Here is a 22,263-nt window from a genome sequence, read left to right on the forward strand (position 1 = left end):
CGCGGTTGCGGGTCGAGGGGCTGTGGCGCAGCTGGTAGCGCACCTGCATGGCATGCAGGGGGTCAGGGGTTCGAATCCCCTCAGCTCCACCATCGATGCAGGTCAGAGGCCGTTTCTCCGGGTGGAGAGGCGGCCTTCTTGCTGGTCGAGGGCCAGAAAGTGGACAGAAATCCGGACGATATCGCGACATCCGTGCAGGTCAGACGCGTCCCCGCTGGGATTGAACCGGTGGGTGCACGGGCGTCGAGTTAGCGTAGTCGCAGGTCAACAGGCTGCGAGACTCGAATCCGCGGACGCCGTTGAGCCCTGCGGCGCACGCCGTACCGCCGAGGTCACGAGTCGCGGTCGACGACGTGAGGGCGGTGCCGGCCAGACTTCACCATCTTGGCGAGGCGCCCGGTGGACGAGGACCGAGCCGGCCTGCTCTACTTCCTATTGGTCGTGGAACCAGTTCCTTCTCGCACTGATCCTCATCCAGGATCCCGCATCTGGCATCGAGCGGTGTCAGATGGCTGGGCCTGCCTCACTATCGACTGTGGCTCGACGCTCCGGTCTGGCTCGGCGCTCAGGGGCCGCGTCATCTATGGCGGTCTCGCTTTCCGGCGTTCGTCGCGCGGGCACACGAATCAAGGGGACCGGGAAGGACGCTGCGCGGATCGGGTCGAGTGTGTCGTCGGTGATCCCGGCGGTGAACTCCTCGAAGCCGAACACCTTGAAGAGCGCCTCACGGCCGAACTTGGAGCTGTCGGCCACGAAGAAGGCCTCGGCCGCAATGGCTCGCATGTGCCGCTTCACCTCGAGCTCGTAGCTGGCTCGGATGTAGAGGCCCTCGTCGAGGACGGTGTCCGCGCCGAAGATCGCGACGTTGACCCGCATGTTGTCGATCTGCTGCACGGATGTGGGACCCCACATGGCGAACTCCTGGGGCAGCAGCTCACCTCCGATGAACACCAGGTGCATGCTGCGCCGTTTGGCGATCTCCAGGCCGATGCGCAGGTCGTGCGTGACGACGGTCAGTCGCTGGTGCTTCAGGTGCCGGGCGACCTCGAGGGTCGTTGTCCCGCTGTCGAGAAGGACCGTCTGGCCTTCGTGGATGCGTTCGGCCATGGCGGCCCCGATGGCGGCCTTCTCAGCGCGATGACGCGTCTCGGAGGAGGCCCGTCCGTCAGCAGACTTCACGGGGACGGCCCCGCCGTGCGTGCGCTCGATCAGCCGCTGCTGCTCGAGGCGGTCCAGGTCGCGGCGGATCGTCGAGGTGTCGACCCTGAAGTGCTGGGCCAGTGAGACCACGCTGGCGAAACCCGTCGACCGGACGATCGCCACGATGTCCTGCCGTCTGCCCACTGCCCCCTCCTCGCATCGTCGCGTTGCACGCAGCCTACACAGGGGTCTGCGCGGTAACGAGCAGGTAACGATCGTCATATGCGCGATATCGCGCATAACAGGTGCTCGACCTGTGCGAAATCGGGGTCTACTGTCGCCAAAGTCGGCGTAGTGGCCGCTGGGAGTGCACGAAGCCGTGCAGAGGCTCGAGATCACGAGGGAGTGAGACATGAGGCGCACGAAGTCCATGAAGCTCGCAGTGGCCGCGACCGTGGTGACTGGTCTGCTGACCGCATGCGGTTCGGTCGGCGGTTCGACGACGTCCTCGTCGTCGGGTGCTGCGGGCGGTGGCGCCGCTGGCGGTGCCACGAAGGACCCGAAGTCCATGACGATGGTCACGGTCGTGAAGATCCAGGGTGTGGGCTGGTTCGACCGCATGGCCGAGGGTGTGGCGCAGTTCAAGAAGGACACCGGTGTGGACGCTCGCCAGGACGGCGGCGACGACGCCACCCCGGAGAAGCAGGTCCAGATCATCCAGAACCTGATCCCGCAGAAGCCGACGGCCATCACCGTGGTGCCCAACTCGCCGGCGTCGCTCGAGCAGGTGCTTGGCCAGGCCCGGTCGCAGGGCATCGTCGTCGTCTCGCACGAAGCCGCCGGCATGAAGAACGTCGACATCGACATCGAGGCGTTCGACAACGCGGCCTACGGCGCCAAGATGATGGACAACCTGGCCCAGTGCATGGGCACCTCCGGGAAGTACGTGGCGTTCGTCGGCCACCTGACCGCCAAGACGCACATGGACTGGGTCCAGGGGGCGCTCGACGAGGCCAAGGCCAAGTACCCGAACGTGACCCGGGTCGAGGACCCGATCGAGTCCAAGGAGGACGAGAACGTCGCGTACCAGAAGGCCAAGGAGATCCTCGGCAAGTATCCCGACATCAAGGGCTTCGAGGGCTCGGCCGGCACCGACGTCGCCGGTATTGCCCGCGCCGTGTCCGAGGCCGGCAAGGCCGGTCAGGTCTGCGTGATGGGCACGAGCATCCCGTCGGTCGCGTCGAAGTACCTCACGGACGGCTCGATCCAGAAGATCTTCTTCTGGGACCCCGCCCTGGCCGGCCAGGCGCAGCTGAAGATCGCGCTCATGCTCGCCCAGGGGCAGAAGGTCCAGGACGGTACCGATCTGGGCCTGGAGGGGTACCACTCCCTGAAGAAGCTGACCGGAACGGACAACGTCTACGTCGGTGACGCGGCCGTGATCGTCGACAAGTCGAACATGGCGAAGTACCCCTTCTGATCCGCTGAACGCAGGTGCGGCCCCGTCGAGACGACGGGGCCGCACCGTCCCCCTGGAGGTGAGCGATGAGCGAGAGCGAAGCTCCGGTGCTCGAGGTCAGCGACATCGTCAAGACGTTCGGCGGCGTGCGCGCCCTCGCAGGCGTCTCCCTGAGCCTGAAGGCGGGCACCGTGCACTGCTTGGCCGGTGAGAACGGCTGCGGAAAGTCCACGCTGATCAAGATCATCAGCGGCGTCGAGCGACCCGACTCCGGCAGGATCGTCGTCGCGGGCACCGAGCACGACCGCATGACGCCGAGCGGCGCCATGGATGCGGGAATCCAGGTCATCTACCAGGACTTCTCGCTGTTCGGGAACCTCACCGCGGCCGAGAACATCGTGCTCACGGGCGAGGTCGCCGCCCACCGGGCGCTCTACTCCAGAAGGCGCGCACGTCCCGCCGCCGAGCGGATCGTGCGCGAGCTGGGCATCAAGCTGGACCTCGACGAGGACGTCGAACGCCTCTCCGTCGCCGACAAGCAGCTCACCGCCATCTGCCGCGCCCTGGTCCACGACGCGCGCATCCTGATCATGGACGAGCCGACCACGGCGCTGACCCGCACCGAGGTGCAGCGGCTGTTCGCGGTCGTGCGGCAGCTGACGGAGCGCGGCGTCGCGCTCCTCTTCGTCAGCCACAAGCTCGACGAGGTCCTCCAGGTCGCTCAGACCGTCACGATCCTGCGCAACGGGTCCCACGTGCTCACAGCGCCGGCCGCCGAGCTCGACGGAGCCAGCATCGGGCGCTACATGACCGGGCACGACATCGACGAGAGCCGGCAGGTCGTACGCCTGCCAGCTGACGCCTCCGCCGTGCTGGAGGTGCGGGACCTGACCCTTCCCGGGGCGTACCGCGACGTGTCCTTCACGCTGCACCGCGGTGAGGTCCTCGGGCTGACGGGCCTGCTGGGCTCCGGTCGCAGCGAGATCGCCGAATCCCTGTTCGGCGTGCTGCCTGCCCGCTCGGGCACCATCACCGTCGACGGGCAGGACTGCACGATCCGCTCCATCGACGACGCCGTCGCGGCAGGCATCGGGTACGTGCCGGAGGATCGCCTTACTCAGGGCCTGTTCATGGATGCGTCGATCGCGGACAACATCATCGCGTCCTCACTCGACGCCTACCGGCGCCGCCCCTCACGTCTTCTCGATCGCCGGCGCATCGCCGAGACGATCACGTCGCTGTTCGGGCGGCTGCGCATCAAGGCGCCGAACGTCTCCTCGCCTGTGCGGAGCCTGTCGGGCGGCAACGCGCAACGGGTCGTGCTGGCCAAGTGGCTGGCGACCAAGCCGAAGGTGCTCATCCTGAACGGACCGACCGTGGGAGTTGACGTGGGGTCGAAGTCAGAGATCCTGCAGATCCTGCGCCAGGAGGCGGCAGACGGTCGCGGCGTGCTCATCGTGTCCGACGACGTGCCCGAGCTGGTCGCCGTGTGCCACCGCGTCCTGGTCATCCGCCAGGGCCAGGTGGTTCAAGAGCTCGAGGGCGACGGCGTCGACCTCGAGACGATCCAGCGGACGATGGCCGCATGAGCGCCCGGCTCATGGCCCTTCGTGGTTCCAACAACGAGGGCGTTCTCGCGGCCGTCCTGGTGGTCCTCATCGTCGCGATGTCGCTGGTGAGCCCGTCATTCTTTACCGTGGGAACCCTCTTCGCGGTGATTCGCAGCTCGATCGTGCCGGTGATCTTCGCCCTGGCCGTCCTGATCGTCATCATCTCCGGCGGGATCGACGTCTCCTTCGCGGCAATCGCCATCTTCGCCGCGTACACCACCGTGAAGCTCTCCGGAGCCGGTGGATCGACCGCCTCGCTGGTCGTCCTCACCTTGCTCGCGCTGGGGATCGGTGCGGTGCTCGGGCTGGTCAACGGCGGGCTGATCGCCCGGTTCCGGCTGCCGACACTGATCGTCACCCTGGGTACGCAGAGCGTGTTCAAGGGCGCGTTGCTGGCCTACATCGGTTCGCGGTACATCGCCGCGCTGCCGCCCAGCATGGACCGCGCCGGCAAGCACGACCTGGTCACGGCCCACTCCGGAGGCTCACCGGTCTCGGTGAGCCTGATGGTCCTGGTCCCGGTCCTGCTGACGGTGTTCGTGTGGTGGCTGCTTCGCAACACGATGTTCGGGCGCGGGGTCTACGCGATCGGTGGGGACACCGAGGCAGCGAGACGCGCTGGCTTCCGCGTGATCCGGTCCCAGCTGCTCGTCTACGTCCTGGTCGGGATGCTCGCCGCCGCCGGCGGTGTGGTCTACGTGATCCTCGGGCGGAACGCCAACCCGCAGGACCTGGTCGGCAGCGAGCTCGACATCATCGCCGCCGTCGTTCTCGGTGGGGCGTCGATCTTCGGTGGCCGCGGCTCTGTCGGAGGCACGCTCCTCGGGGTGCTGCTCGTGCAGCTGATCAACAACAGCCTGCTGCTCGTGGGTGTGCCTACCGCCTGGCAGCGCGCTGCGGTGGGTCTCCTGCTCGTCATAGGTGTCGGCGTCCAGGCGGCCGCCGCGAAGCGCTCGCGCAAGAGAGTGTTCGCCCACGAGGACCTGGAGGTGGCCCGGTGACCGCCCAGAAGGAGCAGGGCTCGCTGCGGCGAGTCAATGCCAGTGTCGACGAGGTAGCCCGATCGCTGGTCGGCCGCTTCCAGACGAACCGTGGCGTGCGGCGCATGCTGGTCCTCGTCGTGGTGGCTTTCGCCCTGTTCGCAGCGCTGCGTCCCGGGGTGTACCTGTCCACCCTCAACCTGCAGAACATCGCCGTGGCTGCACCGGAGATCGGCGTGCTCGCCATCGCCCAGATGCTCGCGATGCTCACGGGCGGGATCGACCTGTCGATCGTGGCCGTTGCCAACCTGACCGCCATCACCATCTCGACGCTCTACACGGCCGCCGGCAGCCGCGGCGACGCGCTCGGACCGGTGTTCATCCTCATCGGTCTGGTGGTGGCGCTGGTTGGCGGTTTGGTCAACGGCCTCCTGGTCAGCCGAGTCGGCATCACCCCGATCCTGGCGACGCTCGCCACGATGCAGATCTTCAACGGTCTGGCGGTGGTGTGGACGGGCGGCCGGACGCTCTACGGAGCCCCGCGGGTCCTGACCGGTGTCGGGAACGCCACGGTGGGCGGCATCCCGGTCCTGTTCATCGCCCTGCTGCTCGTGGCCGCGGGGATCGGGATTCTGATCAACCGGACCGCACTCGGGCACAAGATCCAGCTGCAGGGCGCCAACCCGACCGCGGCTGCGTACTCCGGGATCAGCAGCCGACGGACCCTGTTGGGCACGTACGTGATGACCGGACTGCTCGGCGGTATCGCCGGCATGCTGTTCATCGCACGCAACCCGACGGCCAGTGCGGACTACGGCGCCTCCTACACCCTGCTCGTCATCGTCATCGCGGTCCTCGGCGGCACCAATCCGAACGGCGGGTTCGCCACCGTCACCGGGGTCGTGCTCGCCGCCCTGACGTTGCAGATCGTGTCCAGCGGGTTCAACGCCATGCGCTGGTCGCCCTACCAGTACGCCGTCGCCCAGGGCCTGATCCTCATCGTCGTCATGGTCTCCGATCAGGTGCACCTGCGCCGCCGGCGACGAGGGACTCCACCCGCGCTACCAGTCGGGCCCGCGACGCCGCCGACACCGGTGTGACCTGCACCGACACACGAAGCCGTACCCGCCCGGCGCGCACCGTCGTGCACCGAAGGAAGGAATGACGTGAAGAAGATCATCAACGATCCCGATCGATTCGTCGACGAGATGATCGAGGGCATCCTCAAGGCGCACCCGACGTTGGTGAAGACGCCGGCCGACGACCTGAGGATCCTGGTGCGCGCCGATGCGCCGGTCGCCGGCCATGTCGGCATCGTCACCGGTGGCGGCTCGGGGCACCTGCCGCTGTTCAAGGGCTACGTCGGTACAGGTCTGTGCTCGGGCGTCGCGATCGGCAACGTCTTCAGCTCCCCGTCCTCACAGCAGTGCTTCGAGGCCGCCAAGGCTGTCGACGGCGGCGCCGGAGTGCTGTTCCTGTACGGCAACTACGGCGGCGACGTCTTCAACTTCGACCTCGCGACCGACCTGGCCGAGCTGGAAGGCATCGAGACTCGCACCGTGCTCGGCCGCGACGACGTCGCGAGCCAGCCGAAGGACCGCAAGGCGGATCGGCGAGGCGTCGCCGGGATCATCTTCGCGTACAAGGCGGCCGGCGCCGCGGCCGAGCGCGGCGACGACCTGGACCAGGTCGCCGCCGTCGCCGAGGACGTGATCGAGCACACCGCGACGATGGGCATCGGCCTGTCGCCGACCATCCTGCCCACCACGGGCCACCCGAGCTTCGAGCTGCCCGACGGGGAGATGGAGATCGGGATCGGCATCCACGGCGAGCCCGGGATCCACCGGGGCCCGCTGGAGTCGGCCGACCAGATCGCCGATCGGATCATCACCGCGCTGGTCGCGGACCTCGACCTGACCTCGGGCTCGCGCGTCGCGGTCCTGGTCAACGGTCTGGGTGCCACACCGCTGGAGGAGCTGTACGTCCTGTTCCGCCGGGTGCACACCTTGCTCGCCGAGCGTGGGATCACGATCGCCAAGTCCTACGTCGGCGAGTACGCGACGAGCCTGGAGATGGCCGGCGCCTCCATCTCTCTCCTCGAGCTCAACGACGAGCGGCTCGCGCTGCTCGAGGCCCCCGCCAAGTCGCCCTTCTTCGAGGAGTAGAACGATGCGTTCCGTCCAGCTTCAGGAGTCGATCAGCCGCGCCCTCGGCGAGCTGGTCGGCTATGCCGACGAGCTCCGCGACCTGGACCAGGCGCTCGGCGACGGCGACCTCGGAATCACCGTGTCCCTCGGCGCGAAGGCTGTCATCGAGGCGCTTGAGGCGTTGTCCGACGACGCGTCCCCCACCGAGATCGCCCGGACGTGTGCGAAGGCGTTCGCCAACGCGAACCCGTCCACGATGGCAGCGCTCGTCGCCGGCGGCCTGCTGGCGGGATCGCGTGGCTGGGCAACGTTGGACGATGTCAGCGTCGCAGACGCCGGCGCGTTCGCGCGCCTGGCCGGGGAGAACATCGCCAACCGAGGCAAGACCCAGCTCGGGGACAAGACGATCCTCGACGCGATCATGCCCGCGGCCGAAGCGCTGGAGGCAGCCGCTGACGCGAGCAGCGGCCTGGACGAAGCCATCGGCGCCGCCCGTCGCGCGGTGGAAGACACCACGCCGCTGCAGTCCCGGCGGGGACGTGCGTCCTGGCTCCAGGAACGCAGCATCGGTCTGCAGGACCCCGGGGCCACGGCCTTCTTGAGGTTCCTGGAGTCCTGGCGCGCAGCCAACGACGCGTCCGCCCCCGCCGACACCGTGACGGCGAGGAGCTGAGCCATGGCATCCATCGGGTACATCGGCCTCGGGACCATGGGCCGCGGCATGGTGGCGAACCTGCTGCGTGCCGGTCACGACGTCACGGTGTGGAACCGGACGGCCGAGAGGATCGCCACGGACGCGCCCGGCGCCACTGCGGCCGGCTCGATCGCCGAGGCGGTCGCGGGCCGCGACGTCGTTCTCGTCTGCCTGTCGGACGACACCGCGGTCCGCGAGGCGGTTCTCGGTCCTGACGGGGTGCTGGCGCACGTCGCTGCGACCACCGTGGTGGCAGACATGTCGACCATCAGCCCGACGCTCAGCGACGAGGAGGCCCGGGCCGCCGAGGAGCGCGGCATCCGCTTCCTCGACGCGCCCGTCTTCGGGTCCAAGGGTGAGGCGGCCGCCGGCGGGCTCTGGGTGGTGGTCGGGGGTGACACCGAGACGGTGGAGACGGTGCGCCCCGTGCTGGACGCTGTGGCCGAGACGGTCCATCACATGGGTGGGCACGGTGCGGGGGCGCGGATGAAGCTCGTCGGCAACCTCGTCGTCGCAGCGCAGCTCAACGTGCTTGGCGAGGCGCTGGCCCTCGCCAAGCGTGCCGGGCTCGACCTGCACGCCGTCCTGGACGTGCTGCACGTGACCGACTTCCGGTCGCCGATCTTCGACGGCGTCGGTCCGGCCGTGCTCGCGGGGGACTACAGCCCGTCGTTCGCCCTCGACCTCATGGTCAAGGACGCCCATCTCATCGACGCGTTCGCGGCCCAGGTGGGCTGCCCGCTGCCGGGCCTCGCCCCGGTGCTGGACAACCTCGAGGCCGCCCAGCGGTCCGGCTACGGACGCGAGAACGCATCTGCCCTGATCAAGGTCATCGCCGACCGCGCTGACACCCACCTGGAGGACTGACATGACCTGGCTGGACGACGTCTTCGAGGTGCGCAAGCCCGTCATCGCGATGTGCCACCTGCCGGCCCTGCCCGGGGACCCGGGGTACGACTCGGCCGGGGGGATGGAGGCGGTCGTGGCCCACGCACGCCGTGAGATCGGTGAGCTGCAGGCCGGCGGCGTCGACGGGATCCTCATCTCCAACGAGTTCAGCCTGCCGTACCTGACGAAGACCGAGACGGTGACCGCGGCCGCCATGGCACGGGTCATCGGCGAGGTGCGCGACCAGATCGAGGTGCCCTTCGGGGTCAACGTGCTCTGGGATGCCCAGGCCTCGATCGACGTCGCCGTCGCCACCGGCGCCCGCTTCGTCCGCGAGGTGTTCACCGGCGCGTACGCCAGCGACTTCGGGGTCTGGGACACCAACGTCGGTGCGACGGCCCGCCACCGCGCCGCGGTCGGAGGCCAGGACGTGCGCCTCCTGTTCAACATCGTGCCGGAGGCGGCCCAGTACCTCGGGGAGCGGGACCTGGCCGCGCTGACCCGCTCGACGGTCTTCAACTGCCGTCCCGACGGTCTGTGCGTCTCGGGCCTGACCGCCGGTTCGGAGACCGACGCGGCGCAGCTGAAGGTGGTCAAGGCCAACGCCAGGGACACGCCGGTCGTGGCGAACACCGGTGTCCGGGTGGACAACATCGAGGAGCAGCTGTCGATCGCCGATGCGGCCATCGTCGGGACGGCGTTCAAGGTCGACGGGGTCTTCGAGAACGTCGTGGACCGTGCGCGCGTCGCCGCGCTGATGGCGGCGGCGTCCCTGGTGCGCGGCTGAGGAGCCCGCGATGTTCCTCGGTGTCGACGTCGGCACGTTCGAGACCAAGGGCGTGCTCGTCGACACCTCGGGTGCCGTGCGCGCGGCGGCCTCCCGGCGGCACGGCCTGGCGACGCCGCGCGCGGGCCACGTCGAGCACGATGCCGAGGCGGTGTGGTGGGCGGACGTCGTGGCCGTGTGCCGCGAGCTGGTCGGGAGGGACCTGGGTCGCGTCGACGCCGTGGGCGTCTCCGCCATCGGGCCGTGCGTGCTCCCCGTCGACCGCGACCTGCGCCCCCTGCGGCCGGCGATCCTGTACGGCGTCGACACCCGGGCCCAGGCCCAGGTCACCGCGCTCGAGCGTCGGCTCGGCACCGAGGAGGTCGTGCGGCGCACCGGGAACAGGCTGACGAGCCAGTCCGCGGGGCCGAAGATCGCGTGGTTGCACGACGAGGATCCGGACGTCTGGCGGTCGGCGCGCTGGTTCCACACGTCGCAGAGCTGGATCGTCGCCCGTCTGACCGGTCGATCGGTGATCGACCATGCCACCGCGGGCTACTTCCACCCGTTCTACCGGCTGGCCGAGCACCGGTGGGACGTCTCCGGCTGCGACGACCTCGTCGACGTCGGACGCCTGCCCGAGCTGGCCTGGTCGGGCGAGCTCGCGGGACCGCTGACCGCCGACGCGTCCGCCGCGACAGGGTTGCCCGGCGGCACGCCCGTGATCGTCGGCACGACCGACTCACCGGCCGAGGCGGTGGGCTCGGGGGTGCTCGGCAGCGGCGAGCTCATGGCGATGTACGGGTCGAGCAGCTACCACATCCGCGTGGGCACCGACCCGATCGTCGACCCCGCGCTATGGGCGGCACCCTTCGTCTTCCCCGGCACGTCCGTCCTCGCCGCGGGCACGTCGACCGCCGGCACGGCGACCCGGTGGGCGGCCGACCTGCTCGGGCTCGCGGGCGACGACGAGACCGTGTTCACGGCACTGCTCGCCCTCGCCCAGGACGCCCCGAGCGGGTCGGACGGTGTGATGTTCCTTCCGCACCTCGCCGGGGAGCGCACGCCGGTCCAGGACCCGGACAGCCGTGGGGTGCTCGCCGGCCTCGGCCTCGCCCACGGGCGGCGCCACGTTGCACGCGCCGTCCTGGAGGGGATCGCCCACTCGGTGGTGCACGCGCTCTCCGCGTACGACGCGGCCGGCGCAGACCTGAGCACGATCACCGCCGTGGGTGGCCTCACGCGCAACCCGGTCGTGATGCGTGCCGTGTCCGCCATGACGGGCCTGGACCAGCGGGTCGCAGCGACCAGCGGGGCCTCCTTCGGGGACGCGATGCTCGGTGCCCTGGCCGTCGGAGCGCTCCCGGACCGGGACGCCGCACGTGCGTGGGTGACCTATCGGGAACCGGTCACGGCCGTGGCCGACGACCGCCTGACAGCCGACCACCGCGACTACGTCCGCCTCTACGAGGCGATGGCGCCCTGGCAGCACAGGAGGAGGGGCGCATGAGTCTGTGGGCCGACGTGGCCACCACGGTCGCCGACGGCGTGCAGGTGGTCGAGGGCGACCGGGTGTCGGTGTTCATGACGGACACCGACACCGCGCCTGCGGTCGAGGCGTTCGTCGCCGAGGTGTTCCGCCGCGGGGCGGTGGCGCAGGTGGTGGCTGCGGACGAACGGTACGAGCGAGCCGCGCTGGCGTACGCGGACGGTGGCGTCCTGAGCACGGCTGCCCCGCTCGAGGTCGCGGCGCTGGACTGGTCGCAGAAGCACGTCTCCTTCCGCGGGATGGTCGTCCCTCCGGCCGAGCAGCCGGACGCGGACCGGTTGGCGCTGCAGCGTCACGGCAAGGGTCTCGTCTCGTCCCGGCGGTGGGACCAGCGAGGCTGGGCACTGGTCCGGGTGCCGACCGCGGCGTGGGCGCGGATGATCCGTGCCGACCCGGATGCCCTCCTCGCGGAGTGGGCGGCCGGCTGCCTGCAGGACTGGGCCACGGTGCGGGTCCGGCTCCGACAGCTGTGCGACGCCCTCGAGCAGCACGAGGCGCTGGTGATCCGCAGCGCCGACACCGACCTGCGTGTCCCGTTCGCCGGACGCCGCTGGATGCCCTTCGCCGGCGAGGCGAACTTCCCCGACGGAGAGGTGGCCACGGCACCGCTCGACGACGGCGCGGACGGGCACATCGTGTTCGCCGGACCGCTCTGGTTCGGCGGCGCGCGCATCGACGACCTGCGGCTGGTCCTCGACCGCGGCCAGGTGGTCGACGTCGGCGCAGCGGCCGGCGCCGACGTCGCTCGTGCCCTCGTCGCCTCGGACGAGGGCGCCCGGCGCGTCGGCGAGCTCGGCATCGGCACGAACGCGGCGATGCGGACCGTCACGGGCGACCTGCTGCTCGACGAGAAGATCCTCGGCACGGTGCACATCGCCCTCGGCCGTGCGTACCCCGAGTGCGGCGGCGTCAACCGGTCGGCGCTGCACTGGGACATCGTCAAGGACCTGCGGGCCCCCGACGGCGAGCTGTGGGCGGACGACGAGCCGCTGGTCCTCGCCGGGCGGCCGCAGGCACCGTTGGCGAGAGCCGCCGGCAGCGGGCCGGACCGCTAGAGGACCGCCGGTCGCGGGACGCCGAAGATGCGCCGGACCTCGTCGACGCGCTCGGCGGACAGCATCCGCTCGCCGCCGAGCGCCCGGGTGATCGTCGTCAGCTGGGCGGTGTACTCCAGCCGTTCCATCACCAGGTAGGCCGTCATGAGGTCCGTGCCCCAGGTCAGCGCGCCGTGGTGCTCGAGCAGGCACGCCCGGTGGCTCCTGACGAACGGGGCCACCGAGTCCGGCACCTGACGGGTCGACGGTGCCGCGTAGGCCGCCAGCGGCACCTCCGGCAGGGCGACGACGCTCTCCGGCATCATGAGGCCCACGAGCGGCTCGCCCTTGATGGCGAACGCCGTCGCGTAGACGGGGTGGGCGTGCACGACGGCGCCGACGGACGGGTCCTCCGCGTAGACGCGCAGGTGCATGAGCACCTCCGTGGAGGGTCGCCGGTCGCCGCGCACCACCAGCCCGTCCCCGTCGACGACGACGAGCATCTCCGGCGTGAGGAACCCCTTGCTCACCCCCGTCGGCGTGCAGAGCACCGAGCCATCGGGCAGCCGGACCGAGAGGTTGCCGTCGTTCGCGGCCACCATCCCGCGCTGCCACAACGCCCGGCCCACGTCGCACGTCGCGGCCCGGAGCGCGTCCTCCTGGGCTGTCCCCCCCATCAGTCCCGGGCTCCGCCGGAGAGCTCGGCGTACAGGTCGGCGGCCTCCTGCGGCTTGGAGCGGCCATGCACCACGGAGCGGACGGCCTGGATCATCGCCACCGGGTCCTTGCGCTGGAAGATGTTCCGGCCCATGTCCACCCCCGACGCGCCCTGGTCCACCGCGCTGTAGGCCATGGTGAGCGCGTCGAGCACCGGCAGCTTCTTGCCGCCGGCCATGATCACCGGGACCGGGCAGCCGGCCGTCACGTGCTCGAAGTCGGTGTCGCAGTAGTACGTCTTGACCACCTGCGCGCCCAGCTCGGCGATGATCCGGGTGGCCAGGCCGAGGTACCGGGCGTCGCGGGTCAGCTCGCGGCCGACGGCGGTGACCCCGACCACCGGGATCCCGACGGACAGGCCGGCGTCGACCAGCTGTGTCATGTTGTGCACCGACTGCGTCTCGTGCTCGCCGCCGATGAACACCTGCACCGCCACCGCCGCCGCGTCGATGCGCACCGCGTCGCCGATGTCCATGGCCACGCGCTCGTCGGAGAGCTCCTTGAGGATCGACGGTCCGCCGGACGCCCGCAGCACGAGCGCGTTGGGGCTGGCCGCCGGGACGACGGTGCGCATGATGCCGCGCGTCGCCATCAGGGCGTCGGCCCACGGGGCGAGCGGCACGACGTTCAGGTCCACGCGCTCCAGGCCTCGTGTCGGGCCCTGGAAGTAGCCGTGGTCGAAGGCGAGCATGACGGTCCGCCCGTCGCCCTGGAAGATCCGGCCGAGCCGGTGCCGCATGCCGAAGTCGAGCTGGTCCGAGCCCTTGATCGGCGAGGCCGGTACCGACTGCGGGGTGCCGATCCCGAAGTCCTTCGCGTCGACCGTGCTGTCGAGGTCTGCCATCACTGCTCCTTGGGGTGTGGTCCAGCTACTTCGTCGGGTCGGTCGGTCGTACGGGCAGCGGGTCGCCGGGCACCCACGGGACGTTCACGGTGTCGCCGGGGCTCGCCGGTGACTTGATGAAGACGCACCGGAAGTCGGCGTCCGAGTCGTTGACCAGGTAGTGCAGCTCGCCCGGCTCGCACCGGACGACCACCTCGGGGCGCAGGTCCACGCGCGTGGACCCGTCGACCCACAGCGACGCACGGCCCTCCAGGACGACGAACGTCTCGTCGCAGTGCGCGTGGTAGTGGTTGGTCATGGCCTGACCGGCGCCGAGGCGGAGCACCCCGAGGTCGCTGGAGGGCCCCTGGACGAGGTAGGCCGGCCCCCAGTCGCCGTTCCGGTAGGCCGGGTCCGTCGTCGTCGCGTGCTGCATGGCTGCCCCTTCCTTGGTCAGATGACGGTCAGATGACGCGTTCGTTGCCGCCGTCGACCGGGACCTGTGCACCGGTCGTCCGGGCGAAGACGTCGCCGGCCATCGCGGCGACGAGCCGGCCGACGTCCGCGCTGGTCACCTCCGCGTGCAGGAGGTTGCGGCGCTTGTAGTCCTCGACGCTCAGGCCGTAGTGCTCCGCACGTGCGGCGAGCAGCTCGGGGGTCCACAGACCGGTGTCGAACACCGCGTCGGGGTGCACCAGGTTCACCCGGATGCCGTCGTTCGCCCATTCCAGCGCCGCGACGCGGGAGAGCTGGGTCAGCGCCGCCTTCGAGGCCGAGTACGCCGCCGCCCCGGGACCGGGTGCCGGGACGTTCTTCGACGCGATCACCACGACGCTGCCGCCGCGCGGTGCTGCGGCCAGCAGGGGATGGGCCAGCCCGTAGAGCAGGGCGACGGAATCGACGTTGACCGCCATGACCTTGCGCCACGTCTCCTGGGTCATCACCCCGATCGGCGCGGCGCTCGGGAAGATGCCGGCGGCGACGACGAGGACGTCCAGACCCCCGAACGCGTCGACGCCCGCCGCGAGGGCCGCGCGGACCGCCTCGGCGTCGGTGACGTCGACCTGCAGCCCCAGCCACCCAGGGCCGTCGAACGTCGTCGCGACGGAGGCGGATAGGTCCCAGCCGACCACGGCGGCGCCCTGTGCCAGCAGCTCTGCGGCGCACGCCCGGCCGATGCCGGACGCGGCGCCGCTCACCACGGCGACCTGCCCTGCCAGCGGTCCGGCCGGCACCGATCGGCGCAGCTTCGCCTGCTGCAGGGGCCAGTACTCCAGGTCGAAGACGTGCTCGTCCGGCAGGGCGCGGTACCCGCCGAGGCGGGTCGCGTCCGTGACGGCGCGCAGGGTGTGGCGGGCGATGGCCTCGGTGACGACGGCCTCCGCGGCGGTGCGACCGGCGGTCACCAGACCGAGCGCCGGGTCGAGCACGACGCGGGGCGCGGCGTCGAGCGGCTCGACGTCCCGGCCGGTGCGGGCCGCATTCCTCTCGACGTACGCCCGGTAGCCCTCTGCGTAGGCCTCCAGGTCGGAGCCGACCAGGGGTGCGGGCTTCGTCCAGATCACGTGGTCGGGCGTCAGCACGCCGTTGGCCGCTGCTGCGAGGAGCTGCGGGTCGGCCAGGAACGCGCGCACCTCGTCGTCCGCGCTCCGACGCAGGACGAGCGGCCGCCCGGCGGCCGCGCTCAGCCGCCGGCGCAGATCGGCGACGACCTCCGGCGCGACCGGCGGGACCTCGACGGGCGTCACCTGGTGCCGGGAAGGCGCCGCCGCGACGGCGGTCTCGGCGGCGGCGACCAGGCGCGTGTGGCGCTCGAACGCCTCGCGGGGGGTCGCGCCTAGGGCGAAGATGCCGTGGTCGAGCACGACCACGGCTTCGGTCTCGTCGTCCCCGTGCTGCGTCCAGGCGGAGGCGCACGCCGCGGCCAGCGCGGGTCCGGGCTGGGCGTAGTCGACGACCAGCGTGCGGGGGCCCAGCGCGCGCCGGATGCGGTCGGCGCCATCGGGCGCGTGCGTGAGCGTCAGTACGGCGTCGGCGTGGGAGTGCAGCACGCAGGCGTGGGGCAGGACCGCGTGGACCAGCGACTCCACGGAGGCGTCCGGCGCACCGGCGTCGACCGACGCGCAGCGCAGCTCGTTGGCGAGGGCGGCGTCGTCGAGCCGGTCCGCGACGGGCAGGAGCGCGCGGAGCCTGTCCAGCCTCAGCGGCGCGAAGCCGTGCCGGTCCACCCCGGCCAGGTCCTGGCCGCTGCCCTTCACCAGGAGGATCCGCAGCGGCTGGCCCGTGACGTCGGCACGGTCCAGCTTCAGGGACGTGTTCCCGCCACCCGCGAGCACGAGCCGAGGGTCTGCGCCCAGGCTCCGGGAGACCTCGACCAGGTCCTCGACGAGGCTGTCGGGAGACTCCACGCCACTGCTGGACATCGTTGACCTCTCTGACAACGTTCCGCGGTTGTCGGACAACCTAGCAGGTGTCGATCGGACAACCAAGAGCGCTGCGTGAGCGACGGAGGCGGCGTCGTACGGCCTCCTACGGGCCTCGGACGGCCCTCTGCCGGCCTCTGCCGGCCTCGGACGGCCTCGGACGGGCCTCGGACGGGCCTCGGACGGGCTTCGGACCCCTCCGGGGCGGTCGGTTGCGGTCACCCCGGCAGGGGCCCGACCGACCGGTCAGCCGTGGCGGACGATGCTGAAGGAGTAGCGACCCTCGATGAAGTAGGTGCGCGAGTACAGGACGAGCTTGTCGGCCTTGTCGTAGTGCCGCTGCACCAGCAGGACGAAGAGGTTGTGCGTCGCAGCCTCGGTGCCCCAGCCCACGTGGTTCGACGTCACCGCGTGCACCTCGCCGAGGGCGTGGTCCGGCACGATCCCCAGCCGTGTCCGGAAGAAGCCGAAGATAGAACCGTCCAGGTCCGCCGGGTCGAAGTCGGCGGGGAAGATGTCCATCGGCATGAGGTCGTAGGAGTACGCGACGATCTCGCCGTCGGCCATGATCGCGCGCCTGACCTCGAGCGCGACCGTGTCGCCCGGGACGCCCATGGTGGCGGCCTCCTCCGGCAGCACCGGTCGCACCACGCGGCTCGCGTAGCTCATCCCCGGCTGGTGACCGGTGGCTCGGATCGACTCCGTGATCGAGTCCAGTCGTTCGAGGCCCGCCCGGACCGCGGGCGGCTCCGTCACGAACGTGCCGACCCCGTGCTGGGTGCGCACGAGCCCGAGCGCCTCGAGCTCGCGCAGCGCCGCGCGCACCGTGGGCCGGGACACCTGGAACTCCGCCGACAGCTCGCTCTCGGTGGGCAGCCGGGAGCCCGGGGGGAGGTCGCCGGCCGCGAGCCGGCTGCGCAGGTCGTCGGAGACCCGTGAGACGAGAGTCCCGTTGCTCCCCATGCCTGGCTCCCGCGCTCGACCCCTGGCTGAACAGGCAGCAGGGTACAGCTTTGACCGCCGTCGTTGTCACAACTTGGTCTCGGTTGATTGACAACTTCGGAACGTGCCGCCTAGCGTGCGATCGAGGTTGTCGGACAACGTGGTTCGGAAGGTGCCGTCATGGTCTTGGCAGTGGAGTGGCGGGACGAGCCGCAGCCGATGGTGCGGCTGATCGACCAGACCCAGCTCCCGCGCGACGAGGTGTACCTCGAGGTCACCACGGTCGACGGGCTGGTCGAGGCGATCTCGACGCTGGCGGTCCGCGGCGCCCCCGCACTCGGGGCCGTCGGCGCCTTCGGGGTCGTCGTCGCGATGCTGCAGGCGAAGGACGAGGGCTGGGACGACGAGACCCTCGCGTCGCAGATCCGACGGATCCGCGACGCGCGTCCGACCGCGGTGAACCTGGCCTGGGGCGCGGACCGGGTCCGGCCGTTCGTCCCGGAGGGCGTGGACGCGGTCCTCGCGGAGGCCCGCCGCATCGTCGAGGAGGACGGGCAGGCGAACCGGGAGCTGTCGCGGCTCGGTGCGGACTGGATCCTCGAGCGCACGGGCAAGGACAAGGTCCGGGTGGTCACGCACTGCAACACCGGCGCCCTCGCGACGACGGCGTGGGGGACGGCGTACGGGATCATCCACGAGCTCCACCGTCGTGGTCGCCTCGGCCTCGTCTACGCCGACGAGACCCGCCCGCTCCTGCAGGGCGCCCGGCTCACCAGCTGGGAGCTCGCGCAGGACGGCATCGACCACGTCGTCGAGGTCGACGGAGCCGCGTCGAGCACCATCCTGCGGGGACTGGTGGACGTGGCGATCATCGGCGCGGACCGCATCACGGCCAACGGGGACACGGCGAACAAGGTCGGATCGGTCGCCCTCGCCCTCGCCTGCCAGCGGGCCGGGATCCCGTTCGTCGTGGCCGCTCCGTCCTCGACGGTGGACCTCTCCACCGCCACCGGCTCCGAGATCGTGATCGAGGAGCGCGATCCGGCCGAGGTGGTCGATTTCAACGGGCACCCGAGCGCACCGCCCCGTGCGGTGGGCTTCAACCCGGCGTTCGACGTGACGCCGCACGACCTGATCAGTGCGGTCGTCACGGAACGAGGCGTGGTCGAGCCGGCCACAGCACCTGCATCCCAACTGCTCGCGCAGATCGCGGGCTGACGAACAGCGCAGCAGCGACGCTGCGCCATCGAGAGGAGCACCATGAGGAACACCAAGGTCCTGATGGCGGCCGTCGCCGGGGCCACGATGCTCGCGCTCGCCGCGTGCAGCCAGGGCGGCACGACCGGCGCGGCGGCACCCACCACGGGCGCCAGCAACCAGGGCACGGTCGGCACCGCGAAGGCGAAGGCGCCCGCGCCGTTCGACACGTCCGGCGTGAAGGTCGCGATCGTGCAGAACAGCGGCCAGGGCGACTACTTCCAGCAGTACCTCAACGGCACCAAGAAGCAGGCCCAGGCCATGGGCGTCGACCTGGACGTCTACGACGCCAAGGGTGACAACGCGACGCAGGCCCAGCAGCTCGAGCAGGCGATCGCCTCCGGGGTCAAGGGCATCGTGGTCCGCCACGGCTTCGCGGACACGCTGTGCCCGGGCGTGAACGAGGCCATCCAGAAGAAGATCCCGATCGTGATCTACGACGTCGAGATCCAGAAGTGCGCTCCTGACGCCGTGCAGACGCAGCAGTCCGACGCCGACATGGCGGGCCTGGTGCTCAAGCAGATGGCGTCGGACATCGGCAGCGGCGCCGAGGTCGGCTACGTCAACGTCGCCGGCATCGCCCCGCTCGACCGTCGCGACGTCGTGTGGCAGAAGGCCGTCAAGGACAACGGCTGGAAGCAGCTGTTCAAGACCGGCACCTACACCGACTCCAGCGCGACCGACACGGCACCCATGGTGGTCGCGGCCCTGCAGGCGAACCCGGGCGTGAAGGCGATCTACGCCCCGTACGACGAGCTGAGCAAGGGCACGCTCTCCGCCCTGCAGCAGCTCGGCATTAAGAACGTCAAGGTCTACGGCGCCGACATCTCGAACGCCGACATCGAGCTGATGACGGCGGCGGGCAGCCCGTGGGCGGCCACCGGCGCGACGGACCCGAACGCCATCGGCGCCGCGGTGCTGCGGACGCTGTTCCTCGACATGGCCGGCCAGCTCAAGGGCAAGAACGTGCAGTTCCCGCCGATCCTGATCACCCAGGACATGCTCAAGTCCAAGAACATCAAGAACATGGACGACCTCCGGGCCGCCGAGCCGTCGCTCAACATCGCCGACGTCTCGGGCGCGGACTGGATCCCGTCCGTCACGTTCTGACCCCCGCAGGTCCTACCGTGGGCGGGCGGCACGAGCCGCCCGCCCACGGCCCCACGACGACGACGTCGGAGGAGTGTCACGCATGGACGACGAGGTCGTCACGGACCCGGCCGCAGCTCCCGCGCCCGCGGCCGAGGTGCTCAACCTGGACGACATCACGATGGCGTTCGGTGGCAACCAGGTGCTCAAAGGGGTGACCGTCGCGCTGACGGCGGGGCGCGTGACCGCGCTCCTCGGTGCCAACGGTGCGGGCAAGTCGACGCTCATCAAGGTGCTGGCGGGGGTGTACCCCGACCACGGCGGCACCGTGCGCGTCGGCGGAGAGCCCGTCCAGATGACGTCCCCCCTGGCGGCCGCCCGCCACGGCATCCAGACGGTCCACCAGCGGATCGACGAGAACATCGTCCCCGGCCTCACCGTCGCGGAGAACCTCGTCTTCGAAGAGATCATCCGGGGCGAGCTGCCGCCGGTCCGCTCCCTGCGTCGACTCCTGCCGCGTGCCCGCGAGATCGCGGACACGCTCGACCTGGGCTGGCCCGACTCGGTCCTCACCAAGGACGTCTTCGAGCTGGGCATCGCCGACAGCCAGCTGCTGCTCCTCGCGCGGGCGCTGAGCCAGCGGCCCCGGGTGCTGGTGCTGGACGAGCCCACGTCGACGTTGTCCGCCGCGGAGGTCGATCGGCTGTTCGCCCTGATCCGCCGGCTGCGCTCGGAGGGCGTCGCGGTCCTCTATGTCACCCATCGGCTGAGCGAGGTGCGCGAGCTGGCCGACGAGGTCGTCGTGCTGCGCGACGGACGCATCTCCAGCTCCCAGGTGGCGCCCTTCGACATGGCCGCCGTCGTGCGGGCGATGCTCACCGAGTCCGTGCTGGTGCAGAGCCACGAGCTCGTGGAGCAACGGGGCCACGACGTCGCCGTGCGGCTGCAGGGCGTCCAGCTGCTGAGCCGGTGCGCACCGATCGACCTCGAGCTGCGGTACGGCGAGGTCACCGGGGTGGTCGGGCTGATCGGCGCCGGCAAGTCCGAGCTCGCCCGCGGCGTGTTCGGCGCGGACCGGCTCCGCACGGGGTCCATGACGTTCGACGGACGGCCGTACCGCCCGCGGCACTCGAAGGACGCGGTCCGCAAGGGCATCTACCTGGTCCCCGAGGACCGGGCCGCCGAGGCGATGCTCCCGGGCTGGTCCCTGGCGTGGACGGCGACCCTGCCGTTCCTGGGCCAGATCAGCCGAGGCAGGGTGATCAGCGCCGCGAAGGAGAACCGGATCGGCCGCGAGGTCCTGGAGCACTTCGGGGTCGTGGCCACCAGTGCGGCGCAGGCGGTCGACGCCCTGTCCGGCGGGAACCAGCAGAAGGTCGTCGTGGGGCGCTGGATGCGCGCCGCCCCGCGCGTGCTGCTGCTGGACGAACCGTTCCGCGGCGTGGACATCGGGGCGCGCCGCGACATCTCCAGCCAGGCCCATGAGCAGGCCGCCTCGGGCGCCTGCGTGGTCGTCCTCTCCAGCGACGTGGAGGAGATCCGCGGCGTCGCCGACCGGATCGTCGTCCTCGTCGAGGGCGAGGTCCGGCTGGACAGGTACACGAGCGAGATCGACGACGAGGCGATCGTCACGAGCATGTCGGAGGTGGCGTAGGTGTCAGGCAACACGACGCAGGTCGCACGGGATCGTGCGTCCGCGCTGTCCAAGGCGCCCCTCGCGGGGAACGGCCTCACCACCAGTCAGCGGGTCCAGGACTCGGTGGTCAAGTACGGCTTCATCGCCGTGACGGTGATCCTCTTCGTCTACTTCGCGGCGTCGGAGCCGGCCTTCGCGACGCAGCTGTCGATGTTCCAGATGCTCAAGGGGGCCGCCGTCACAGCGATCCTCGGCCTGGCCGTCATGTTCACGATGGTGGTGGGCGGCCTGGACCTCTCGATCGGCTCGACCGCGGGGCTGTCCGTGCAGCTCGCCGCGATGACGATGGTCTTCTACAACCTCACCGGACCCACGGCTGTGGTTGTGGTGATCCTCGGAGGCCTCGTCGTCGGCCTGCTGAACGCGTTCCTGATCGTGGTGTGCAAGATCCCGGACCTGCTGGCGACCCTCGGGGTGATGTTCGTCATCCAGGGCGCCAAGCTCATCCCCGTCCGCGGCCAGTCGATCTCCAGCGGCATGACGCTGCGGGACGGGTCGACGGCGCCGGGCAAGTTCACGGCCGACTTCCTCAAGATCGACCGCGGCTTCGTCGGCCGGGTGCCCGTCCCCGTGCTGATCATGCTGGTGCTGGTGGTGCTGGCCTGGTTCGTGCTCTCGCGGACCACGTGGGGACGTGTCATGTACGCGATCGGGGCCAACCCGGAGGCGGCGCGGCTCGCCGGCGTGCGCGTCGGGTTCTACCGCGGCCTGGCCTACGTCGTCTCGGGCCTCCTGGCGTCGGTCGGAGGGCTCATCCTCGTGTCGCGGATCGGGCAGGGCGACGTCAACGCCGGCTCCTCGAGCCTGCTCGAGGCCGTGGCTGTCGCGCTGGTCGGCACCTCGGTGCTGGGGATGGGCAAGCCGAACGCCTGGGGCACGCTGCTCGGCGCCCTGCTCGTCTCCATCGTCCTGACGGGCCTGACGATGAAGGGCCTGCAGTACTACCACCAGGACACGGCCAAGGGTGTCGTGCTGCTGGTCGCCCTCCTGTTCTCGTTCACCATCTCGCGGCGCAAGGTCCGCTACACCCCTGCCACCTGAGCTTCGAG

At 70.6% G+C, this 22,263-nt stretch carries 20 protein-coding genes and 1 tRNA gene; 15 read left to right on the forward strand and 6 right to left on the reverse strand.

From position 1 onward, the window contains the following. The first annotated feature begins 16 nt into the window (after positions 1 to 16). Positions 17 to 92, forward strand: a tRNA-Ala gene (locus ACFQTY_RS06510). 412 nt (positions 93 to 504) lie between these two features. Here the strand turns inward: ACFQTY_RS06510 and ACFQTY_RS06515 are convergent. Further along, on the reverse strand, positions 505 to 1,344 hold the full coding sequence (locus ACFQTY_RS06515) for a DeoR/GlpR family DNA-binding transcription regulator (RefSeq protein WP_291759046.1): 840 nt from the start codon (positions 1,342 to 1,344) through the stop codon (positions 505 to 507). A 208-nt stretch (positions 1,345 to 1,552) separates the two neighbouring features. Between ACFQTY_RS06515 and ACFQTY_RS06520 the strand changes: the two genes are divergently transcribed. The 10 genes from ACFQTY_RS06520 (at position 1,553) to ACFQTY_RS06565 (ending at position 12,288) form a co-directional block, all read left to right on the forward strand. Beyond that, a complete protein-coding gene (locus ACFQTY_RS06520; RefSeq protein ID WP_291759043.1) occupies positions 1,553 to 2,620 on the forward strand; it encodes an autoinducer 2 ABC transporter substrate-binding protein in 1,068 nt (355 codons plus the stop codon). A 65-nt stretch (positions 2,621 to 2,685) separates the two neighbouring features. Further along, entirely contained in the window at positions 2,686 to 4,188 is a 1,503-nt protein-coding gene (locus ACFQTY_RS06525; RefSeq protein WP_378098641.1) for a sugar ABC transporter ATP-binding protein, read from the forward strand. Then, positions 4,185 to 5,210: an ABC transporter permease gene (locus ACFQTY_RS06530; protein ID WP_291759039.1), complete on the forward strand. Its 1,026-nt coding sequence runs from the start codon at positions 4,185 to 4,187 to the stop codon at positions 5,208 to 5,210. Before ACFQTY_RS06525 ends, ACFQTY_RS06530 begins: the two co-directional genes overlap by 4 nt. Beyond that, a complete protein-coding gene (locus tag ACFQTY_RS06535) occupies positions 5,207 to 6,289 on the forward strand; it encodes an ABC transporter permease (protein WP_291759037.1) in 1,083 nt (360 codons plus the stop codon). The genes ACFQTY_RS06530 and ACFQTY_RS06535 overlap by 4 nt, the downstream gene beginning before the upstream one ends. Before the next feature lie 66 nt (positions 6,290 to 6,355). Beyond that, the gene (locus tag ACFQTY_RS06540) at positions 6,356 to 7,354 is read left to right on the forward strand and encodes a dihydroxyacetone kinase subunit DhaK (RefSeq protein ID WP_291759034.1); all 999 of its coding nucleotides are present in this window, start codon (positions 6,356 to 6,358) and stop codon (positions 7,352 to 7,354) included. 4 nt (positions 7,355 to 7,358) lie between these two features. After that, positions 7,359 to 8,009 (forward strand): dihydroxyacetone kinase subunit L, encoded by a 651-nt coding sequence (locus ACFQTY_RS06545; protein WP_291759031.1) that lies wholly within the window; start codon positions 7,359 to 7,361, stop codon positions 8,007 to 8,009. Between the two features lie 3 nt (positions 8,010 to 8,012). Then, positions 8,013 to 8,897 (forward strand): NAD(P)-dependent oxidoreductase, encoded by an 885-nt coding sequence (locus ACFQTY_RS06550; RefSeq protein ID WP_378098645.1) that lies wholly within the window; start codon positions 8,013 to 8,015, stop codon positions 8,895 to 8,897. Between the two features lies 1 nt (position 8,898). After that, positions 8,899 to 9,705 (forward strand): BtpA/SgcQ family protein, encoded by an 807-nt coding sequence (locus ACFQTY_RS06555; RefSeq protein ID WP_291759027.1) that lies wholly within the window; start codon positions 8,899 to 8,901, stop codon positions 9,703 to 9,705. Positions 9,706 to 9,715: 10 nt separating this feature from the next. Further along, positions 9,716 to 11,194, forward strand: coding sequence for an FGGY-family carbohydrate kinase (locus ACFQTY_RS06560; RefSeq protein ID WP_291759024.1), 1,479 nt, complete (start codon positions 9,716 to 9,718; stop codon positions 11,192 to 11,194). Then, positions 11,191 to 12,288 carry an aminopeptidase gene (locus ACFQTY_RS06565; protein ID WP_291759021.1) on the forward strand — a complete coding sequence of 366 codons (1,098 nt, stop codon included), beginning with the start codon at positions 11,191 to 11,193 and terminating at the stop codon, positions 12,286 to 12,288. Before ACFQTY_RS06560 ends, ACFQTY_RS06565 begins: the two co-directional genes overlap by 4 nt. On the opposite strand, the gene ACFQTY_RS06570 is transcribed toward ACFQTY_RS06565, so the two are convergent. The 5 genes from ACFQTY_RS06570 to ACFQTY_RS06590 all read right to left on the reverse strand — a co-directional run bounded on the left by ACFQTY_RS06570 (position 12,285) and on the right by ACFQTY_RS06590 (position 17,193). Next, positions 12,285 to 12,944, reverse strand: a complete 660-nt coding sequence (locus ACFQTY_RS06570) for a class II aldolase/adducin family protein (protein ID WP_291759018.1) — start codon at positions 12,942 to 12,944, stop codon at positions 12,285 to 12,287. The genes ACFQTY_RS06565 and ACFQTY_RS06570 overlap by 4 nt on opposite strands. Then, positions 12,944 to 13,828 (reverse strand): 3-hydroxy-5-phosphonooxypentane-2,4-dione thiolase, encoded by an 885-nt coding sequence (gene lsrF, locus ACFQTY_RS06575; protein WP_291759016.1) that lies wholly within the window; start codon positions 13,826 to 13,828, stop codon positions 12,944 to 12,946. The genes ACFQTY_RS06570 and lsrF overlap by 1 nt, the downstream gene beginning before the upstream one ends. 25 nt (positions 13,829 to 13,853) lie before the next feature. Next, the gene (locus ACFQTY_RS06580; RefSeq protein ID WP_291759015.1) at positions 13,854 to 14,243 is read right to left on the reverse strand and encodes a cupin domain-containing protein; all 390 of its coding nucleotides are present in this window, start codon (positions 14,241 to 14,243) and stop codon (positions 13,854 to 13,856) included. A gap of 28 nt (positions 14,244 to 14,271) precedes the next feature. Then, positions 14,272 to 16,230 carry a bifunctional aldolase/short-chain dehydrogenase gene (locus ACFQTY_RS06585; protein WP_291759012.1) on the reverse strand — a complete coding sequence of 653 codons (1,959 nt, stop codon included), beginning with the start codon at positions 16,228 to 16,230 and terminating at the stop codon, positions 14,272 to 14,274. A gap of 246 nt (positions 16,231 to 16,476) precedes the next feature. After that, on the reverse strand, positions 16,477 to 17,193 hold the full coding sequence (locus ACFQTY_RS06590; RefSeq protein WP_291759009.1) for a GntR family transcriptional regulator: 717 nt from the start codon (positions 17,191 to 17,193) through the stop codon (positions 16,477 to 16,479). A gap of 159 nt (positions 17,194 to 17,352) precedes the next feature. Between ACFQTY_RS06590 and mtnA the strand changes: the two genes are divergently transcribed. From mtnA to ACFQTY_RS06610, 4 genes are all read left to right on the forward strand, one after another. Further along, positions 17,353 to 18,390 (forward strand): S-methyl-5-thioribose-1-phosphate isomerase, encoded by a 1,038-nt coding sequence (gene mtnA, locus ACFQTY_RS06595; protein ID WP_291759005.1) that lies wholly within the window; start codon positions 17,353 to 17,355, stop codon positions 18,388 to 18,390. Positions 18,391 to 18,432: 42 nt separating this feature from the next. Continuing rightward, positions 18,433 to 19,539 carry a substrate-binding domain-containing protein gene (locus ACFQTY_RS06600; RefSeq protein ID WP_291759001.1) on the forward strand — a complete coding sequence of 369 codons (1,107 nt, stop codon included), beginning with the start codon at positions 18,433 to 18,435 and terminating at the stop codon, positions 19,537 to 19,539. Positions 19,540 to 19,621: 82 nt separating this feature from the next. Next, positions 19,622 to 21,172, forward strand: coding sequence for a sugar ABC transporter ATP-binding protein (locus ACFQTY_RS06605; RefSeq protein ID WP_291758998.1), 1,551 nt, complete (start codon positions 19,622 to 19,624; stop codon positions 21,170 to 21,172). Further along, complete coding sequence (locus ACFQTY_RS06610) at positions 21,173 to 22,255, forward strand: ABC transporter permease (RefSeq protein WP_378098650.1); 1,083 nt, start codon at positions 21,173 to 21,175, stop codon at positions 22,253 to 22,255. Positions 22,256 to 22,263: the final 8 nt, after the last annotated feature.

This window comes from Cellulomonas sp. T2.31MG-18 (assembly GCF_964266755.1).
Lineage (GTDB): Bacteria > Actinomycetota > Actinomycetes > Actinomycetales > Cellulomonadaceae > Cellulomonas.

Bases quoted from the DNA above. Each gene is read 5' to 3' on its own strand.
- ACFQTY_RS06570 (WP_291759018.1), bottom strand. From the start codon at position 12,944: ATGGGGGGGACAGCCCAGGAGGACGCGCTCCGGGCCGCGACGTGCGAC.
- ACFQTY_RS06590 (WP_291759009.1), bottom strand. From the start codon at position 17,193: ATGGGGAGCAACGGGACTCTCGTCTCACGGGTCTCCGACGACCTGCGC.
- ACFQTY_RS06525 (WP_378098641.1), top strand. From the start codon at position 2,686: ATGAGCGAGAGCGAAGCTCCGGTGCTCGAGGTCAGCGACATCGTCAAG.
- ACFQTY_RS06545 (WP_291759031.1), top strand. From the start codon at position 7,359: ATGCGTTCCGTCCAGCTTCAGGAGTCGATCAGCCGCGCCCTCGGCGAG.
- ACFQTY_RS06600 (WP_291759001.1), top strand. From the start codon at position 18,433: ATGAGGAACACCAAGGTCCTGATGGCGGCCGTCGCCGGGGCCACGATG.
- ACFQTY_RS06520 (WP_291759043.1), top strand. From the start codon at position 1,553: ATGAGGCGCACGAAGTCCATGAAGCTCGCAGTGGCCGCGACCGTGGTG.
- ACFQTY_RS06530 (WP_291759039.1), top strand. From the start codon at position 4,185: ATGAGCGCCCGGCTCATGGCCCTTCGTGGTTCCAACAACGAGGGCGTT.
- ACFQTY_RS06605 (WP_291758998.1), top strand. From the start codon at position 19,622: ATGGACGACGAGGTCGTCACGGACCCGGCCGCAGCTCCCGCGCCCGCG.
- ACFQTY_RS06565 (WP_291759021.1), top strand. From the start codon at position 11,191: ATGAGTCTGTGGGCCGACGTGGCCACCACGGTCGCCGACGGCGTGCAG.
- ACFQTY_RS06560 (WP_291759024.1), top strand. From the start codon at position 9,716: ATGTTCCTCGGTGTCGACGTCGGCACGTTCGAGACCAAGGGCGTGCTC.
- ACFQTY_RS06555 (WP_291759027.1), top strand. From the start codon at position 8,899: ATGACCTGGCTGGACGACGTCTTCGAGGTGCGCAAGCCCGTCATCGCG.
- mtnA (WP_291759005.1), top strand. From the start codon at position 17,353: ATGGTCTTGGCAGTGGAGTGGCGGGACGAGCCGCAGCCGATGGTGCGG.
- ACFQTY_RS06580 (WP_291759015.1), bottom strand. From the start codon at position 14,243: ATGCAGCACGCGACGACGACGGACCCGGCCTACCGGAACGGCGACTGG.
- ACFQTY_RS06550 (WP_378098645.1), top strand. From the start codon at position 8,013: ATGGCATCCATCGGGTACATCGGCCTCGGGACCATGGGCCGCGGCATG.
- lsrF (WP_291759016.1), bottom strand. From the start codon at position 13,828: ATGGCAGACCTCGACAGCACGGTCGACGCGAAGGACTTCGGGATCGGC.
- ACFQTY_RS06585 (WP_291759012.1), bottom strand. From the start codon at position 16,230: ATGTCCAGCAGTGGCGTGGAGTCTCCCGACAGCCTCGTCGAGGACCTG.